This is a genomic window from Alteromonas sp. LMIT006, assembly GCF_024300645.1.
In the GTDB taxonomy this organism is placed as follows: Bacteria; Pseudomonadota; Gammaproteobacteria; order Enterobacterales; family Alteromonadaceae; genus Opacimonas; species Opacimonas immobilis.
Genome location: NZ_CP101291.1, coordinates 785,217 through 804,106 on the forward strand (window position 1 = coordinate 785,217; position 18,890 = coordinate 804,106).

Sequence of the window (18,890 nt, forward strand, 5' to 3'; positions counted from 1 at the left end):
TCACTCTACTTTTGTGTATGGTATCACATCATAACGACGTCAAATTTGTCTTGGCTATACAAATGTTCGGTTTGTACTTTGATTTGCTTCGTCACAAATGCCTCAACCTCCGCCAACATTGGAAACTCTTCACCCATTAATGCATCCGCAACCGCGGGTGCTGCATACACCACAAATTTGTCGGCATCATAAGCGCGATTAACTCGAACAATTTCTCGCATAATTTCAAAACAAACTGTTTCGATGGTTTTGACTGTGCCTCTACCCTGACACACTGGGCATTCATCACACAAAACGTGCTCAAGACTTTCTCGAGTGCGTTTACGGGTCATTTCGACTAAACCTAAAGAGGTAAAACCCATAATATTAATCTTAGCGCGGTCTTTAGCACATGCCAGAGTTAATGATTGTAAGACACGTTTTTGATGCTCAGGTTCCTCCATATCAATAAAATCGATCAAAATCATGCCACCTAAATTGCGCAATCTAAGCTGTCGAGCAATGGCTTGAGTCGCTTCTACGTTGGTGTTAAATATGGTTTGTTCCAAATTGCGATGCCCAACAAAGGCACCGGTATTAATATCTACCGTGGTCATCGCTTCTGTTTGGTCGATGATGAGGTAACCCCCGGATTTAAGATCAACCCGTCGTTTTAGTGCGCGTTGCGTTTCATTTTCGACATCATACAAATCAAAAATAGGCCTATCACCCGTGTACAACATTAATTTGTCAGTTAACTCAGGGACGTATTCGGCAACAAAATCAACGAGCTCTTGATAAGCAAGTTTCGAGTCAATTTGGATTTTTTCTATTGGTGTGCCAGTAAAATCTCGAATCACACGACGTGCTAAGGGTAAATCCTCAAATAAAACATAGCGTTTTTTGTCACTGTAGCGACTTTTGATCTTATCCCACAGACGTCTTAAAAAAGCAGCGTCTTGCTCTAATTCATTACCTGCTACGCCTTCAGCTGCTGTGCGTAAAATGAACCCACCTTGTTCGTCACACAAAGGAGCAACGAGCTCTTTTAGGCGTTGTCGTTCGGTTTCATCTTCAATTCTCTGAGAGACTCCGACATGCGTCACTGAAGGCATAAATACCAAATAGCGAGAGGGAAGAGTGATATCTGTTGTCAGACGTGCGCCTTTGGTACCGATAGGATCTTTGACCACTTGCACAACAATGCTTTGTCCTTCTCGCACGAGCTCGCGGATATCTTTTGTAGCAATATTACTTGGCGCTACATCCTCAGCAACTTCAGAGTGAATTGCAATGTCTGATGCGTGTAAAAAAGCGGCCTTATCCAAGCCAATATCAACAAAAGCCGCCTGCATACCAGGTAAAACACGGGAAACTTTTCCTCGATAAATATTGCCAACCAGTCCTTTTTTGGTGTGACGTTCGATGTGAATTTCTTGCAAAATACCATTTTCAATCAAAGCCACACGTGACTCAGATGGTGTAACGTTAATTAATAACTCAGCACTCATCGATAACTCCTACTTTACGCAATAACGCGATACTCTCTACCAATGGTAACCCAACAATCGCGCTATAACTACCTTCGCATGATGCAACAAATGCCCCTCCAATACCCTGTATAGCATAACTTCCAGCCTTATCTGCAGGTTCGCCAGTGCGCCAATACGCTCGGGCTTGTGCTTCAGAGATCTCTGTCAGAGTGACATTTGCGATATTCAAAATAGCGTGACGCTCAATATGTTCCGGGTTATACCGTACTAGGGCAGTGGCTGTATAAACTTGGTGGGTCTCCCCGCTCAAAGCCGTCAACATCGTCACGCAATCAGCTTCATCGCAAGGTTTACCCAAAATTTGGTTCTCAAACCCAATACTGGTATCACTGCCCATGACCCAAGTGTTTGGATAAGTGTGAGCAATCACTTCGGCCTTAGCTATTGCTAGCCGATTAACGTAGTCACTGGCAACTTCATCGGGCAAAACAGATTCATCAATATCCGGCGTCGCGGATGTAAAGGTAAGTCTTTGTTGGGTCAGAAGGTCTATGCGTCTTGGTGAAGAAGACGCTAGCACAAAATCAGATCGTTGTTGCCACATCGACTGTCCTTAATGTCGCAAGCGTTCTCTGCGAACGCGATTGAGCAACCAAAAACACCAAGGCCATAAAAACATTGTCGTGGCAATTGGCCAAAAATAATTTAAGTGAAAAAAGGCATCGTTGAGCCAATGTTGTAACCAAAATAACACCATATTATAAAAGGCGGTATAGAGCCCTAAAATTCCACTTTGTTGCCAGATTGAATAATTTTTGAAACGCAAATGATGAATCGATGCGACATACATAACCAGCGAAAACGCCAAAGCATGCATACCCAAGGTATAGCCTAATAAAACATCTAAGACTAGCCCATATAAAAACGCTATGCCAATATTCATATTTTGCGGATGAAACATATTCCAAAACACCAAACCCATCAACAACCAGTCTGGTCGATAAGTACCAAAGCTAATGGGCATTGGAATGATTTCAAGTACCGTACACACCAGTAAGGACAAATGAATGTGAATGCGATTGATCATTGGCCATCCATGCGTTGGGCTTGATCGCTTAAGGTCGCTTGAGTATCAAGGAGTAGCAAATAGCGGATCCGGTCTAGACGTGCAAGAGGCGTCGCGTTGACTTGAGCGAAGGGTTTGGATTCATCGCGCACGATGTCAGAGACAATACCGACAGGGTAACCGGCAGGGAACACTTCACCTAAACCAGAACTCACTAACAAATCACCAATTTCAACATCTGCACTGTGGGCGACGTATTTGATATTCAAACGATTGGTATTACCTGAACCGTTGGCGATAAGGCTCACGTTGTTGCGCAGTATTCGCACTGGGATTGCATGCGCAATGTCGGTGATCAGCAAAACTCGGCTATCAGTAGGGGCGATATCACTTATTTGCCCAACAATGCCTTGGTCATCAAGTACGGGTTGCGACAAAAACACGCCGTCAAGGGCTCCCTTATTAATCAATACTTGTTGTGAATAGGGGCTATTGTCAACAGCAAGCAGCTCTGCAATGGTTTTTTGAAATTCTGGGGCCAAAGGCGCATCCATCAAACTTCGCAGCTGGGCGTTTTCTTCCTTAAGGATCTCAAAGCGCTGAGATTTTTCACGAAGTTGCATTATTTCGGAAATCAAAATTTCTCGTTCGGCTAACAAGTCAGCTTGAGTCACAAACAAGTCAGAACTTTCTTCCAAAAACTCACCTGGAAGTGATGCGATAAACTTGATTGGGTAGACCAGTGAATTTAAGGTCACTCGCATCGGTTTAGAGAATTGATAAAGTCCATCAGCGATAAGTAACGAGACCGCACAAATCACCGCTACAAATAAGCGTAATTCTAGAGAGGGGCCAATGTTAAATATCGGTTTCATATCAACTAACTATGCGATTAAAAAAGCAAAAAAGGCAACTTGAGTTGCCTTTGCGTATTTATTCGTAACTGAACAAATCACCACCGTGCAAATCAATCAAGTCAAATGCTTGGCCACCCCCGCGAGCTACACAGGTCAGCGGGTCATCGGCGATCACGACAGGTATCCCAGTTTCTTCCATGAGCAAACGGTCAAGGTCTTTCAAGAGAGCGCCACCGCCGGTTAGGACCATACCGTGCTCAGAAATATCTGACGCGAGTTCTGGTGGAGACTGCTCCAACGCGACCATGACAGCGGAAACAATGCCAGTGAGAGGCTCTTGTAGAGCTTCTAAAATTTCGTTGCTGTTAAGTGAAAAGCTCCGAGGTACGCCTTCAGCAAGGTTCCGCCCGCGAATTTCAATTTCTTTGACTTCTTCAGCAGGGTACGCAGCACCAATTTCGTGTTTGATTCGCTCAGCCGTTGCTTCACCAATTAATGAACCAAAATTGCGGCGCACATAGTTGATAATGGCTTCATCAAATTTGTCTCCGCCGATACGGACGGAAGATGAATACACCACGCCGTTCAAAGAGATAATGGCCACCTCTGTGGTACCACCGCCGATATCCACTACCATTGAACCAGTGGGTTCTGATACCGGTAGCCCTGAACCGATGGCGGCAGCCATGGGTTCATCAATCAAATACACTTCACGAGCACCGGCACCTTCCGCAGATTCCTTTATTGCTCGTCGTTCGACTTGCGTTGAGCCACACGGGACACATACTAACACTCGCGGCGATGGTAATAGGAAATTATTATCGTGAACTTGTTTGATAAAATGCTGAAGCATCTTTTCTGTGACATTAAAGTCGGCAATGACTCCGTCTTTCATCGGGCGGATGGCTTTTATATTCCCAGGGGTTCGACCTAACATGCGTTTTGCGTCACTGCCGACGGCGGCAACACTGCGAGGTGAGCCTGCACGTTCTTCACGGATGGCGACTACAGAAGGTTCATTTAGGACAATGCCCTGACCTTTCACATAGATCAATGTATTTGCCGTACCTAAATCGATGGATAGGTCATTGGAAAAAATACCACGGAGTTTTTTAAACATGTACAGCCTATTTATAGTTATCTATTGCCAGCAATAACGTTGTATTCTAGGGTAAGTTGCAATGATTTTCATGTGTTTTTTGCTTCGACTCTCAAATTACCCAAGCCACTTCTTAAACTCAGTTAATTTTCGTTTACTTACCGGAATGATCGTGCCGTTGGATGAGGGAACAACTTTTTATGAAATCGGCAGTGTACCTGTAGTGGGGATAAGCATTGGTTACCGCTTTTAACAAAAAGGGCTTGTGTTAACACAGGCCCTTTTTCGTTACAACTAAATGGATTTTCTGTTACTGCCTTCGCTGACTCAGAATGGAATATCGTCGTCCATATCAAAGTCAGGCTCACTGACGGGAGGGGTTGGTTTTTGTGGCGCGGCAGATGGCTTGAATCCTCCGGTATTGCCACTCGCTGGATTGTTCCGTGGCGCACCGCCACCCATATTGCCTCCGCCCATATTGCCTCCACCCATGCTGCCTTCGCCACGGCTGTCGAGCATTTGCATTTCGTTGGCAACAATTTCTGTGGTGTAACGGTCATTGCCGGATTGGTCTTGCCATTTGCGGGTTTGCAATTTACCTTCAATGTAAATTTTAGATCCTTTTTTAAGATACTCACCGGCAATCTCGGCAAGACGTCGATACATAACGATGCGGTGCCATTCGGTTTTTTCTTGAGGTTGACCTTGTTGATCTTTCCAGGTTTCACTGGTTGCAACACTTAAATTGGCGATTGCGTTCCCGTTTTGCGCATAGCGTATTTCTGGGTCGTTGCCAAGGTTGCCAACGATGATAACTTTGTTAATGCCTCTTGATGCCATGACTCACCTCTGTCTTATTGTACGGCTTGTTGTGCTTGCGCGAGATCAAAATGCGTTGTGTCGACTTTGAGATACGCTGCTTGTTCGGTTTCCACAATGGTGATGTCGACTACGCCATCCAATTGGCGCAGTGTATCGCTCAGCTCGGCGACCGACCATTGTGCAATATTGACGCTAAGTGTAACCCTTTTAAAGCGGGTTTGCCTAGGCAGGCGTGACAATAAAATAAGCCATGCGATGCATACGCCAATGACCACAGTATATAGAACGGCGTTAGAAAAGCTACTGGCCAATAGACCAGTTAGGGTGCCGCCTAAAAAAGCACCAAAGAACTGGCTGCTCGCATAGATTCCCATAGCGCTGCCTTTGGCGCCGGCAGGTGCGATACTCGATACCATAGAAGGTAAGTGAGCTTCTAGGTAGTTAAAACCAGTAAAAAATATCACACCAATACCGATCAACCAGAACAGTGAAAATGCGTCATTGTGATGACTCCACCACAAACCGCAAAATGCGCACATCAACAGTATCACCGATAGCAATAGAGTGCTTTTTACCCAATGTTCCCCCATTCGAATCAGGACCAATAACCCAACTAAAGACATTGACAAAACTGGGAGATACACTTGCCACTGATGGGCTAAGTCTAGTCCTTGAGCATCGAGCAACACAGGCAATTGAATGAATAAAACCGTAATGAGTAAATGCAGTATGCACACACTGACGTTCAAAATGGCAAGTTGAGGATGAAATAACATGTGTTTGAGCTGAGTCGTCTGCGGTAAAATATCCCCCATCGGGGCGATGTTTACGGCATTTGGTACCGCAAAAACAACCAGTAACACACCTATCAATGCCAGTCCGGCCGTAAGATAAAAAATCCCTGATAACCCTCCGCTATTCGCTAATGCCGGGCCGATCAACAAAGCGAGGTAGAACGATAAGCCAATGCTAATGCCAATGATAGCCATCACTTTAGTGCGTTGGTTTTCTCGAGTAACGTCAGCGGCTAACGCCATGACGGCACCCGCAATGGCACCAGCTCCTTGCAGCACTCGACCAACGACCAACCACACCATACTGTCAGCTTGAGCCGCTAGCAGCGAACCAATGGCAAAGACGATCAGACCAGCAATGATCACGGGTTTACGGCCAATCTTGTCAGAAAGCATACCGAACGGGATCTGTAAGATAGCCTGGGTCAGACCGTACCCCCCAATGGCCAGTCCCATGTATAGAGGCGTATAATCGTGATATTGCGAAGCCAAAATAGCCAAAACAGGCATGACCATAAATAGGCCTAGCATACGGCTCATATAAATTGCAGCAAGTGAAAAGGCCGCTCTTAATTCAGTTGGATTCAAAATCATTCAAAAAAGAGTAAAAAGTTCGCGAATTCTACCACAGCTTGACCCAATGTGATCAATACACAGTGGATTGCGTAAAAGTCTCTAATAAAACACACATTTATGGCATACTACAGGTTTGCTATTTATACGCATTTGGTTATCCATGGATAAAATCGAAGTACGCGGCGCTCGCACCCATAATTTAAAAAATATTTCTTTGGACATTCCTCGCGACAAGCTTGTCGTGATCACCGGTTTATCCGGCTCTGGTAAGTCGTCTTTGGCGTTTGATACATTATACGCCGAAGGACAACGGCGCTATGTGGAATCGCTCTCTGCTTACGCTCGGCAGTTTTTATCCATGATGGAAAAGCCCGACGTTGATTTGATCGAAGGCTTGTCTCCAGCGATTTCGATTGAACAAAAATCCACCTCTCATAACCCCCGTTCGACCGTAGGCACTATCACCGAGATTTACGATTATTTAAGATTGTTATTTGCTCGGGTTGGCACACCGCGCTGCCCTGATCACGATGTGCCGTTAGACGCTCAGACCATTTCACAGATGGTGGATCGAGTATTGGCGATGCCTGAAGGTGAAAAGCTGATGTTATTGGCACCCGTGGTACAAGAGCGCAAAGGGGAGCATCTCAAAACCCTCGAGGCACTTGCTGCTCAGGGTTATATTCGTGCAAGGATTGATGGTGAAGTATGTGATTTATCGGACCCTCCTTCGTTAGATCTGCACAAAAAACACACCATTGAAGTGGTGGTCGATCGCTTTAAGGTTCGTGATGATTTGCAATTACGACTTGCTGAGTCATTCGAGACGGCAATCAATCTGTCTGGTGGTAATGCCAAAATCGCGTACATGGACGAACCAGACAAAGAAGAAATCATTTTTTCAGCTAACTTTGCGTGCCCACATTGTGGGTACAGTATTGTCGAGTTAGAGCCGCGTTTATTTTCGTTTAATAACCCAGCTGGAGCTTGCCAAACCTGTGATGGCTTGGGCACGAGACAATTCTTTGATCCGTCGCGAGTCATAGTTAACGATGAAATTTCCTTATCGGGTGGCGCGATTCGAGGCTGGGATAAGCGCAGTTTTTATTATTACCAAATGCTACAAGCGGTCGCTGATCACTATGGCTTTGACTTGACGAAACCCCTTAATACCTTAGATAAAAAACACATTGATATTGTATTACATGGTTCTAAAGGAACGGCCATTAATTTCAAGTACATCAATGAGCGTGGCGATATCATGCAGCGCAAGCATCCTTTTGAGGGAGTTATCCCCAATATGGAGCGCCGCTACAAGGATACTGAGTCCAATACAGTGCGTGAAGAATTATCCAAATATCTCTCACAGCAACCTTGCTCGGCATGTCACGGCTCTCGATTGCGTCTGGAAGCTCGCAATGTCTTTGTTGGTAACACTAGCTTACCGACTATTACGACCATGTCGATTGAAAACTCGTTGAAGTTTTTTAATGACTTGGAGCTGCAGGGGCAAAAAGCGGCAATTGCTGAAAAAATCCTAAAGGAAATTCAGGATCGTCTTAATTTCTTAGTCAATGTTGGTCTTAATTACCTCACGCTAGAACGCAGTGCCGATACGTTATCGGGTGGTGAAGCGCAGCGCATTCGCTTAGCAAGTCAAATTGGAGCCGGTTTAGTTGGAGTGATGTATGTGCTCGACGAACCAAGTATTGGCCTGCATCAGCGTGATAACGAGCGTTTACTTAAAACGTTGAGACACTTGCGGGATTTGGGTAATACGGTGTTGGTGGTTGAGCACGATGAAGATGCCATCCGAGAAGCTGATCATGTGATTGATATTGGTCCCGGAGCCGGTGTGCATGGTGGTGAAATCATCGCCCAAGGGACTATGCACGATATTATGGGTTCTCCCGATTCGTTAACGGGGAAATATTTGTCAGGTCGAGAAAAAATAGACGTCCCAACCAAACGCAATAAACCCAAAAAAGGTGGTTGGGTAACCTTAACTGGTGCGACGGGCAACAATCTGCAAGATGTGACGTTAAAAGTCCCAACGGGCTTAATGACCTGTGTCACAGGGGTGTCAGGTTCAGGTAAGTCGACCTTGATCAACGATACCTTTTACAAAATAGCCCAGCGCGAACTAAACAACGCGACGACCAATGAGCCAGCACCGTATAAGTCCATTACTGGTTTGGATAAGTTAGACAAGGTCGTAGATATTGACCAATCCCCGATAGGTCGTACTCCGCGATCTAATCCTGCGACGTATGCTGGAATATTTACGCCGATTCGAGAAATTTTTGCCGGTACCCAAGAAGCGCGGTCACGCGGCTATAAGCCAGGTCGGTTTAGCTTCAACGTCAAAGGCGGTCGTTGTGAAGCATGTCAGGGTGATGGGGTGATCAAAGTCGAAATGCATTTTTTGCCCGATGTATACGTTCCGTGCGACGTGTGTAAAGGAAAACGCTACAACCGTGAGACGCTAGAAATTCGCTATAAAGGCAAAAATATCCACGAAATCTTAGAGATGACGGTCGAAGACGCGCGCGAGTTCTTCGATGCGATCCCAGCAATTAATCGCAAACTACAAACCTTGATGGATGTAGGTTTAAGCTATATTCGTTTAGGCCAAGCTGCCACGACGTTATCCGGTGGTGAAGCACAGCGTGTGAAACTTGCCAAAGAGCTGTCTAAACGCGATACAGGACAAACCTTGTATATTTTAGATGAACCAACGACGGGTTTGCACTTCCATGATATCAAGCAACTGCTTGAGGTGCTGCATCGCTTACGGGATGCGGGCAATACCATGGTGATCATTGAGCACAACTTAGACGTGGTAAAAACAGCAGATTGGATTGTTGATATCGGTCCAGAGGGTGGTTCAGGAGGGGGCCAAATCATCGCCCAAGGCACGCCAGAAGAAGTTGCCGAATCAACCGTCTCACATACTGGTCGGTTTCTAAAGCCTATGTTGCAATAGGGAGTATTTAAGGTGCTATTGGATCTACTCAAACAACTCTACGGCCATACCTTTCATGGAATAGCCAACCGACGCAATATCGCCTTCCCAGCGAGTGGTGGTTAGTTTGCCAGTGATCCATACCGCATCATAAAGACTTTCAATTGGAATGCCTTCTGCAAAAGTCACATGCACGATTTGATTAGAGGGTGGCGGTGGAACATGAATACAGGCACCAAAGTAAGGTACCAACAAAAATTCTTTGGTATGAGTTGCCGTGCCTTCTAACGGGACTACGAATCCTGGGATTTTGACCAAGCGATTGTTCAATGATTCCAACACAGGCGCGTTTGGATCAGCTTGACTCATGTTCATTTGATGATCAATTGTGACATCGGAGGGCACAAAGTCTTGAGGCACCATGTCTTCCCAATACAATTCCACTGGCTCTTGAGCGAGTACAAAACTACTCACTAATATACTTAACACCATTAAAAACCGCATATTAACCCCAACCATTGTTGTTTGAGATATTGTATAACAGTGTTAAGTATAATTCATACAGGTGATTACTTTGCGTAATAGCTCAAGCAGGTTTCTACCTCATCGGCCGAGCCCATCAAAACTGGCACACGCTGATGTATTTCAGTCGGCATGACTTCCAAAATCCTACCGTTACCAGTATTGGCAGCACCGCCAGCGTTTTCCATCAAAAAGGCCATAGGATTGGCTTCGTACAGCAAGCGAAGCTTACCGGGTTTTTTAGGGTCGCGTTTGTCTTGTGGATAAGCAAAAATACCGCCGCGACACAGTACACGATGGATATCCCCGACCATTGCCGCTACCCAGCGCATATTAAAATCGCGACCTCTAGGGCCTTCTTTACCTGCAAGTAAATCGGTCATATAAGCTTGCATCGGTGCATGCCAATGACGTTGGTTCGATGCGTTGATCGCAAATTCTGAGGTTTCGCGAGGCACTTGAATATTGGCTTGGGTCACCAAAAATCCGCCATGGGTTTTGTCTAACGTGTACAAGTGTGTACCGTTACCCGTAGACATCGCCAACATAGTAGAGGGTCCATATAGCACATAGCCGGCGGCGACAATTTGCGTACCAGGTTGCAAAAATGCAGAAGGATCATCCGCGTCTAGCCATTGTGGGGCATGTGTAATAGAAAATATTGTTCCGATCAATGAGTTGATTTCAGTATTAGATGAGCCGTCCAGCGGATCGAAACTCACTAGATACTTACCATCGGGATTGCACGGCACGACATCGTCTTCTTCTTCAGAGGAAATTGCCTTGACATAGCCAGACTCAGACAATGTGTCTTTTAGGATTTGATTCGAGATGACATCGAGTTTCTTCTGGGTTTCGCCTTGTACATTTTCGGATAAGGTTGAACCAAGCACTCCAGCTAGCGCACCTTGGCTGACACGGAATGATATTTCTTTACAGCCGGCTAATAAGGTACGGATCAATAAGATGAGCTCAAGAGGCGCACCATCCTGTTGCAACCGGGAATTGAGTCGTTTCATAAGACGTTATGTCCTTGTATTAATTGTAGATGTAGGGTCAGTATTAAGTGTAACGAAAAACCGAGGTAATGTTAAATCCCAGCTTCGATCTCATACCATTATCTGCTAAAGTATTACCCCATAAATCTAATCATAAAAGCATCCTACTTTCATGCATGTACATATTTTAGGGATCTGTGGCAGTTTTATGGGCGGTATTGCTGCGCTTGCCAAATCGTTAGGCCACACCGTAACAGGCTCAGACCGCAATGTTTATCCACCGATGTCCACCCAGCTCGAGCAATTAGGGATCACTTTAACTGAGGGCTATGATGTCAGTCAGTTTGAACCTGAGCCGGATATGGTGATCATTGGCAATGCCATGTCGCGCGGTAATCCCGCAGTAGAATATGTACTCAATCGCGGCTTACCCTATACCTCTGGTCCGCAGTGGTTGTTGGATAATTTACTTAAAGACCGATGGGTGCTTGGTGTGGCGGGTACTCATGGCAAAACGTCGACTTCCTCGATGCTGGCGTGGATTTTGGAAGACGCCGGTTATACACCTGGATTCTTGATTGGGGGCGTGCCAGAGAATTTTGGCGTGTCTGCGCGTGTGGGTGAAGGCAACTTCTTTGTGATTGAGGCCGATGAATACGACAGTGCCTTTTTTGATAAACGCTCTAAGTTTGTGCATTACCGACCGCGTACTTTGGTGTTGAACAACCTTGAATTTGATCATGCGGATATTTTTGATGATTTGAACGCGATTAAAAAACAATTTCATCACCTTGTGCGCTCAGTGCCACAAAACGGGTTAATTCTTTCCGAAAAACACGACCATAATATGCAAGATGTACTGGAGATGGGGTGTTGGTCAGAGCAAGAGTTTTTGTCTCGCGATTGGGCGGCTGATAAGCTCAGTGAAGACGGTTCGCGCTTTGCAGTATATTATCATGGCGAGCTTCAAGGGAATGTAGAATGGAGCTTAATTGGCGATCATAATGTGCATAACGGTTTGATGGCCATCGCAGCGGCGCATCATGTCGGAGTGACATGTGATGTGGCAATCAAGGCCCTTACATCGTTCGTCAACGTCAAACGGCGTATGGAAATCAAAGGCAAAGTCAACAATGTCACCGTGTATGATGATTTTGCTCATCATCCCACTGCGATCACCACTACGGTCAAAGGTTTAAAAGCCAAAGTAGGCGTTCAGCGCGTATTAGCGGTATTGGAGCCGCGTTCTAACACGATGAAGCAAGGCGTGCATAAAGACGCGCTAGCCTCATGCTGGTCGGATGCAGACGAAGTCTATTTGTTTGAACCGGCCAACTTAGGTTGGTCAATGCACGAAGTGGCCAATGCCAGTACTGTGCCTGTGCATTCTTATCAAGATGTGGACAAGCTCGTTGCCGCTATTGTGGCTGAAGCACAGCCGTCGGATCATATTTTGGTGATGAGTAATGGCGGTTTTGCAGGGATCCACGGTAAACTCATTGACGCACTTAGCGAGAAGTTCGGAGAATAACCAAATGTCTGTACCTACACCATGGGAAAAACGCATCACACTGGCCATTACAGGTGCCTCCGGTGCGCCGTATGCTTTGCGCTTATTGGAGTTGCTCGTTAAAGCGGATTATCAAGTATATGTATTAATCTCCAGTGCAGCCAAAGTGGTATTTGCCACAGAAGAGCAATTGCAATTACCTTCAGGTAAAGATGCTCAAGCAGCATTTTTTACTGAGCGCTTTGCGGCGCAACCTGATCAGATTATTGTCTGTGGAAAAGACGAATGGTTCTCTCCTGTGGCCTCTGGTTCGGCTGCTCCCAAACAAATGATAATTTGTCCATGTTCCACTGGTACATTATCAGCAGTAGCGATGGGCGCTTCGGACAACTTGATTGAGCGCGGTGCCGATGTGGTGCTAAAAGAACGTGGACAGCTCATTCTAGTGCCTCGAGAAATGCCTTTTTCGAGTATTCATCTTGAAAACATGCTCAAGCTTTCTAACATGGGCGCAACGATCATGCCGGCAGCTCCGGGGTTTTATCATGAACCTCAATCTATTGGTGATTTGGTCGATTTTGTGGTGGCGCGTATTTTGGACCATGTTGGTGTGTCACAAGATATTATGCAGCGTTGGGGCTACGGCAAATAGCCTTTTGTGTCGAATAAAATAAAATTAAGAGGCAGTCATGAAATATCTACAGTTAATTATTGCAATGTGTTTGGTGTTAGGTTCGGCACAGGCCTTGGCTTGGGGGCAAATAGGTCATCGAGTATCAGGTGCGATTGCACAAGATTACCTCTCCAAAGATGCACAAGAAGCGTTAAAGGTATTATTTCCGCATGAGTCTCTCGCTGAAATATCCACATATGCGGATGATAATCGCTCTAATCCAGACCCATTTTGGCAAAAAGAAGCCGGTCCCTATCATTATGTCACTGTTCCTAATGGTGAAACCTATCACGATGAACATCATGCACCAAAGCAGGGCGATGCTTATACGGCACTTATGAAGTTTAGTAAGATTGCGACAGACAAAGCACAATCAGTTGAGTTGCGTCGCCGTGCAGTGCATTTTATCGTGCATATTATTGGTGATTTGCATCAACCATTGCATGTTGGCAACGGTACTGACCGCGGTGGCAATGATGTGAAGCTTGAGTTTTTTTGGGAAATGTCCAATCTTCACCGAGTGTGGGATAGTGGTTTGATTGATCGTAAACAGCTTTCGTATACCGAATGGTATCAGTGGCTGAGCCCCAAAATCACAGAGCAACAAAGACAGGCTTGGTCTACATCAGATCCCTTAGTCTATATCAATGAAAGCCAAGCGTTACGCGATGACACCTATCCGCAATCAGGTGAGTATCGTCGTTGTGCTGAGATGGAGCAATGCCAATTATCATGGCAATATCTCTACGATCATTCACCTACGGTCAAACGTCGTTTGTCGATGGCTGGCGTTCGTATTGCTGCCTATCTCAATACATTATTTGCACCTCAATCCAAATAATCGTCACACTAGTTTAAACAAAGTGTCACCGATTAGTCATAAAAGTTAAGTAAGGTTAAATCTATCAAAACGAATTGGTGGATTTGATGAGACTAGCCGCGATTACAGCGATAGACACCCAAATTGTGGTTTGGATTTATCGCTACACGCAACACAAACAATGTCGTCGGATCATCTACTTATCCAGAACGGGTGATGGGCACTTATATCTGCTCATAGGTATCGCTTTGTGGTTGTTTGAACCACAGCATGGTAAAACATTTTTGTATACTGCTTTAATGGCTTATGCATTAGAGATACCCATTTACCTAATGCTGAAAAAAATGTTCAAACGGGCACGGCCTGCAGACTTATTGCAAAATTTTAAGGCGCACATTACGCCATCGGATAAATTCAGTTTGCCAAGTGGCCATACTGCGGCGGCGTTTTTGATGGCTTACATGTTGAGTTACTTTTATCCGGCTGTCATGCCGATAGCGTACCTTTGGGCATACGGGATCGGTATGAGTCGAATCTTGTTGGGGGTGCATTACCCAACTGACGTGATACTTGGTGCAAGTTTAGGAACACTCATTGGGATAATGAGTTTGAAAGGAATCTAAAATAATAATGAAAATATGTTACGGCGTGCAAGGGACAGGGAATGGCCACATTGCTCGCGCTCGAATTATGGCACAAGCGTTTGCGCTCAGGGATGATGTCACGGTGGACTTTTATTTCTCAGGACGAGACGCAGATGCTTATTTTGATATGGAAGTCTTCGGGGAGTATCGCACTTTCCGAGGGCTGACATTTTTCACACACAAAGGATGCGTGGATCCGTGGAAAACAGTTAGTCAAAATAGCCCGATTCAAGCCTATCGAGATATAAAACAATTAGATCTATGCCAATACGATTTGGTGCTCAATGACTTTGAGCCAATAACAGCGTGGGCGGCGAAGAGACAAGGAATAAAATCCATCAGTATCTCGCATCAAGCAGCCTTCCAATATCCTGTTCCACAATCAGGAAAAGGCTTTACTGACCAACTTATCATGAAATACTTTGCCCCTTGTGATATCAGTCTAGGGGTACATTGGTATCATTTTGGTTCCCCGATTATTCCTCCATTTATTCATGAAGAACCCATCATACGACCGAATCGAGAATCAGTTGTTGTCTATTTGCCATTTGAAGATCTAGCCGAAGTGATAGACGTGTTGCAGCCAATTTCCGAGCAGGATTTTGTAGTGTTTCATCCGGATATCAAAGAGGCTTCAAAGCAGGCAAATGTATCCTTGCAACCCCTATCTAAACCCAACTTCAAATACGCCTTACAACACTGCGCAGGAGTCATCGGTAATGGGGGCTTTGAGTTATCATCAGAAAGTCTACGCCTAGGTAAAAAGCTGTTGTTGAAACCACTTAACGGGCAATTTGAGCAGTCATCTAACATCGTTACGTTAAAGGCTCTTGGATTATGCGAAGACATGGGTATTTTGAGTTCAGAAACGATTGAAGATTGGTTATCACTCAAAGATAATCCAATCATTGCTTATCCTAAAACGCCAGAGGTTTTGGTGAATTGGTTACTGGCTCAAGATTATAATGACACACAAACATTGTGTCAGGCCTTGTGGAAACAAGTGACCTTTCCCGCAGACGTATTAAAACGAGCACGTGAATTAATCTATTAGCGTAAAATCTCACTCAGAAGACCTGTTTTTACTTGCAATTTGTAAGCGGGTTGCTGATCATAAGCGCATCATGAATCTGTGTGAAATGTTATGCGTCGCCAACTGATTGGTTTTTTGTGTCTTCTCTGTCTTTGTTTCGGCTTAAGTGCGTGTGGGCAAAAAGGGCCTCTGCGTTTACCACCTGAACCGGCTAAACCCAATCAACAAGTACCATCGATGAGCACTCCCTCCATGCAAGAGCGTTGAAATGGATTATTTTTCTTACCAAAACCAAACTTTATTTGCTGAAGATGTGTCTTTAGCTGAGATAGCAAAACACCATGGCACACCGACGTATGTCTATTCACGTAAGACGTTAGAGCGTCACTGGCTCGCCTTTGACAGAGCTTTGGGTGATCATCCTCATCTGATTTGTTTTGCAGTGAAAGCGAACTCCAATATAGGTGTGCTAAGTGTGCTCGCCAAACTGGGCGCTGGATTTGATATCGTGTCTGGTGGTGAATTGGGACGTGTCATTGCTGCAGGTGGTGATCCGCGCAAAGTGGTTTTTTCTGGCGTGGCCAAAACGCATGATGAAATCCGCTTTGCACTGGAACAACAGATTTTGTGTTTTAATGTCGAGTCGTTCGCCGAATTGGATCGCATTAATGAAGTGGCTGGAGAAATGGGCGTCAAAGCGCCGATTTCACTGCGCATTAATCCAGATGTCGATGCCAAAACACATCCATATATCTCGACCGGTTTAAAAGCCAATAAGTTTGGTATACCGCATCAAGAAGCCATTGCCACTTACGAGTATGCAGCGTCGCTTGCACACCTTGCAATCAAAGGAATGGATTGTCATATCGGTTCACAGTTGACCGAAACGGCGCCTTTTGTTGACGCGCTAGACCGCTTGCTTGGCTTAATTGATAAGCTTGCTGAAAAAGGGATTCATATCAAACACCTCGATGTGGGTGGTGGCCTTGGTGTTACTTACAAAGACGAGTTACCGCCACATCCCAATGATTATGCGTTTGCAATAGCTGACCGTATGCAAGGTCGAGAGGATTTGCAATTGATTATGGAGCCAGGTCGAGCGATTGCCGCTAATGCAGGTGTACTATTAACCACAGTGGAATACCTCAAACAAAACGAAGATAAGCATTTTGCTATTATTGATGCTGCAATGAATGACTTATTACGTCCTGCACTATACAGCGCCTGGCAGGATATTGTCCCGGTCACACCAAGAGGCGAAGATGATCCGACGCCAACGCACAATTTTGACGTAGTGGGTCCGGTTTGCGAAACTGGGGATTTTCTAGGGAAAGACCGTTCACTCAAAATTGCTTCCGGTGATGTATTGGCTGTAAAAAGTGCTGGAGCATATGGCTTTGTCATGGCGTCGAATTACAATACACGGGCTAGAGCGGCTGAAATTTTAGTAGATGGCGATAGCGTTCACGTAGTTCGCAAGCGTGAAGTCATAGAAGATTTATGGGCATTGGAAAGCATCGTTGAATAAACATAATCACCATAGAAATAATAAGAACACGGTTGAATTTGTCAAAATGCACGGATGTGGCAATGACTTTATGGTCATCGATAGCGTCACACAAAATGTGTATTTGTCACCGGAAAAAATCAAACAGCTTGCCGACCGTAATTTTGGTGTTGGCTTTGACCAGCTGTTGTTAGTTGAACCGCCTTATGATCCGGAACAAGATTTTCACTATCGCATATTTAATGCTGATGGCAGTGAAGTCGAGCAATGCGGCAATGGCGCGCGTTGTTTTGCCCGATTTGTCAAAGCCAAGGGACTGATCAACAAAAATCGCATTGCGGTGAGCACCAAATCCGGCAATATTGTATTGTATCTCGAGCGCGATGGGCAGGTCACAGTCAATATGGGTATGCCTAATTTCAAGCCTGAGGCCATTCCGTTGCAGGCGCAAAAACAAGAAAAAACCTACATTATTCGTGATAATGAGCAAACCTTTTTTGTCGGTGCGGTCTCAATGGGGAATCCGCATTGCGTGATCATGGTCGATGATGTGGATGAATATGATGTGCTTGGTGTAGGCGAGCGTTTAGAGTCGCATGAGCGTTTTCCTGCTCGTGTCAATGTTGGTTTTATGCAGGTTATTTCTCGCAAGCACATCAAACTGCGAGTATTTGAGCGGGGGGTAGGCGAGACCTTAGCTTGTGGTACAGGCGCATGTGCCGCGATGGTCGTGGGACATGTGCAAGACAAACTCGATCGTGAGGTCAAAGTCAGCTTGCCAGGAGGAGATCTACTCATCAAATGGCCTAATGCCGATCAGCCAGTCAAAATGACAGGACCCGCGGAAATCGTTTTTGAAGGATGCATACCACTATGAGTCAACACGTATTGACGCCTGAACAAATCGCGGAGTATTTGATTGATAATCCGAGTTTTTTTGTCGAAAATCCAGAAGTATTGCCGGAGCTAAAATTACCAAACTTACACCCGGGCACTGTGTCATTGGTGGAATTACAAACTGACCAACTACGACAACAGTTGCATCAACAACGACAAGAGTTAGCACAATTAATCAGTCATGCCGACCACAATGAGCAGTTATTTCAGATTTTTGCGAGTCTGATGCAGTCTTTGTACGTTTGTGAGAGTATAAATGAGGTGGAAGAGGCACTGTCAGCATCGTTTAGTGGTGAATTGGCATTTACGAATTTTGCTTTGCAAGTATTTGTGACACGGCCTGATTTGGCTGATTTTCAACATCATAAGCTGATTGAAAAGCGCTTCAAAAAAAGCGATTTCTTTTTTGGCCGACTCGCTAAAGACGAAGTAAGACAAATTTTTAATGATAAACAAGTTGGTTCTTGTGCTCTGATTTTATTAGGAACAAAAGAAAAGCTTGGCTTGCTCGCGCTTGGATCAGAGGATCCATCGCACTTTCATCCAGATATGGATACATTGTTTTTGTTGCCTTTAAAACAGTTACTTGAGCAGGTTCTACTCAAAGTCAGAACGTAAGATGTGAATTTATGAGA

Annotated in this window: 19 protein-coding genes; 10 read left to right on the forward strand and 9 right to left on the reverse strand. The window is 45.1% G+C overall.

Annotation, left to right across the window (positions count from 1 at the left end; all coding sequences use genetic code 11):
* Positions 1-23: 23 nt before the first annotated feature.
* The 7 genes from rng to NLG07_RS03730 all read right to left on the reverse strand — a co-directional run bounded on the left by rng (position 24) and on the right by NLG07_RS03730 (position 6,698).
* Positions 24-1,490, reverse strand: a complete 1,467-nt coding sequence (rng, locus tag NLG07_RS03700; protein WP_254856358.1) for a ribonuclease G — start codon at positions 1,488-1,490, stop codon at positions 24-26.
* Positions 1,480-2,076 carry a nucleoside triphosphate pyrophosphatase gene (locus tag NLG07_RS03705; protein ID WP_254856359.1) on the reverse strand — a complete coding sequence of 199 codons (597 nt, stop codon included), beginning with the start codon at positions 2,074-2,076 and terminating at the stop codon, positions 1,480-1,482. The genes rng and NLG07_RS03705 overlap by 11 nt, the downstream gene beginning before the upstream one ends.
* A 9-nt stretch (positions 2,077-2,085) precedes the next feature.
* On the reverse strand, positions 2,086-2,559 hold the full coding sequence (mreD, locus tag NLG07_RS03710) for a rod shape-determining protein MreD (RefSeq protein WP_254856360.1): 474 nt from the start codon (positions 2,557-2,559) through the stop codon (positions 2,086-2,088).
* Positions 2,556-3,413 carry a rod shape-determining protein MreC gene (mreC, locus tag NLG07_RS03715; protein WP_254856361.1) on the reverse strand — a complete coding sequence of 286 codons (858 nt, stop codon included), beginning with the start codon at positions 3,411-3,413 and terminating at the stop codon, positions 2,556-2,558. Before mreC ends, mreD begins: the two co-directional genes overlap by 4 nt.
* 58 nt (positions 3,414-3,471) lie before the next feature.
* Entirely contained in the window at positions 3,472-4,515 is a 1,044-nt protein-coding gene (locus NLG07_RS03720; protein WP_254856362.1) for a rod shape-determining protein, read from the reverse strand.
* A 306-nt stretch (positions 4,516-4,821) separates the two neighbouring features.
* Positions 4,822-5,334, reverse strand: coding sequence for a single-stranded DNA-binding protein (gene ssb, locus NLG07_RS03725; RefSeq protein WP_254856363.1), 513 nt, complete (start codon positions 5,332-5,334; stop codon positions 4,822-4,824).
* Positions 5,335-5,348: 14 nt separating this feature from the next.
* Positions 5,349-6,698, reverse strand: a complete 1,350-nt coding sequence (locus tag NLG07_RS03730) for an MFS transporter (RefSeq protein WP_254856796.1) — start codon at positions 6,696-6,698, stop codon at positions 5,349-5,351.
* A gap of 148 nt (positions 6,699-6,846) precedes the next feature.
* On the opposite strand from NLG07_RS03730, the gene uvrA reads away from it, so the two are divergent.
* The gene (gene uvrA / locus NLG07_RS03735) at positions 6,847-9,672 is read left to right on the forward strand and encodes an excinuclease ABC subunit UvrA (protein ID WP_254856364.1); all 2,826 of its coding nucleotides are present in this window, start codon (positions 6,847-6,849) and stop codon (positions 9,670-9,672) included.
* A 24-nt stretch (positions 9,673-9,696) separates the two neighbouring features.
* Here the strand turns inward: uvrA and NLG07_RS03740 are convergent, their stop codons facing one another.
* Together NLG07_RS03740 and NLG07_RS03745 are read right to left on the reverse strand one after the other, a co-directional pair.
* Positions 9,697-10,155 carry a DUF3299 domain-containing protein gene (locus NLG07_RS03740; RefSeq protein ID WP_254856365.1) on the reverse strand — a complete coding sequence of 153 codons (459 nt, stop codon included), beginning with the start codon at positions 10,153-10,155 and terminating at the stop codon, positions 9,697-9,699.
* Positions 10,156-10,220: 65 nt separating this feature from the next.
* A complete protein-coding gene (locus NLG07_RS03745; RefSeq protein ID WP_254856366.1) occupies positions 10,221-11,192 on the reverse strand; it encodes a class 1 fructose-bisphosphatase in 972 nt (323 codons plus the stop codon).
* A gap of 151 nt (positions 11,193-11,343) precedes the next feature.
* On the opposite strand from NLG07_RS03745, the gene mpl reads away from it, so the two are divergent.
* From mpl to NLG07_RS03790, 9 genes are all read left to right on the forward strand, one after another.
* Entirely contained in the window at positions 11,344-12,702 is a 1,359-nt protein-coding gene (mpl, locus tag NLG07_RS03750; protein WP_254856367.1) for a UDP-N-acetylmuramate:L-alanyl-gamma-D-glutamyl-meso-diaminopimelate ligase, read from the forward strand.
* Between the two features lie 4 nt (positions 12,703-12,706).
* Positions 12,707-13,333, forward strand: a complete 627-nt coding sequence (locus NLG07_RS03755; protein WP_254856368.1) for a flavin prenyltransferase UbiX — start codon at positions 12,707-12,709, stop codon at positions 13,331-13,333.
* Positions 13,334-13,370: 37 nt separating this feature from the next.
* The gene (locus tag NLG07_RS03760) at positions 13,371-14,195 is read left to right on the forward strand and encodes a S1/P1 nuclease (RefSeq protein WP_254856369.1); all 825 of its coding nucleotides are present in this window, start codon (positions 13,371-13,373) and stop codon (positions 14,193-14,195) included.
* Positions 14,196-14,281: 86 nt separating this feature from the next.
* Positions 14,282-14,797 carry a phosphatase PAP2 family protein gene (locus NLG07_RS03765; RefSeq protein WP_254856370.1) on the forward strand — a complete coding sequence of 172 codons (516 nt, stop codon included), beginning with the start codon at positions 14,282-14,284 and terminating at the stop codon, positions 14,795-14,797.
* A 7-nt stretch (positions 14,798-14,804) separates the two neighbouring features.
* Complete coding sequence (locus tag NLG07_RS03770) at positions 14,805-15,872, forward strand: MJ1255/VC2487 family glycosyltransferase (protein ID WP_254856371.1); 1,068 nt, start codon at positions 14,805-14,807, stop codon at positions 15,870-15,872.
* A 90-nt stretch (positions 15,873-15,962) separates the two neighbouring features.
* Positions 15,963-16,118, forward strand: coding sequence for a lipoprotein (locus NLG07_RS03775; RefSeq protein WP_254856372.1), 156 nt, complete (start codon positions 15,963-15,965; stop codon positions 16,116-16,118).
* Between the two features lies 1 nt (position 16,119).
* Complete coding sequence (lysA, locus tag NLG07_RS03780; protein ID WP_254856373.1) at positions 16,120-17,379, forward strand: diaminopimelate decarboxylase; 1,260 nt, start codon at positions 16,120-16,122, stop codon at positions 17,377-17,379.
* A 46-nt stretch (positions 17,380-17,425) separates the two neighbouring features.
* Positions 17,426-18,235, forward strand: coding sequence for a diaminopimelate epimerase (gene dapF / locus NLG07_RS03785; RefSeq protein WP_254856797.1), 810 nt, complete (start codon positions 17,426-17,428; stop codon positions 18,233-18,235).
* On the forward strand, positions 18,232-18,873 hold the full coding sequence (locus NLG07_RS03790; protein ID WP_254856374.1) for a DUF484 family protein: 642 nt from the start codon (positions 18,232-18,234) through the stop codon (positions 18,871-18,873). Before dapF ends, NLG07_RS03790 begins: the two co-directional genes overlap by 4 nt.
* The last annotated feature ends 17 nt before the right edge of the window (positions 18,874-18,890 follow it).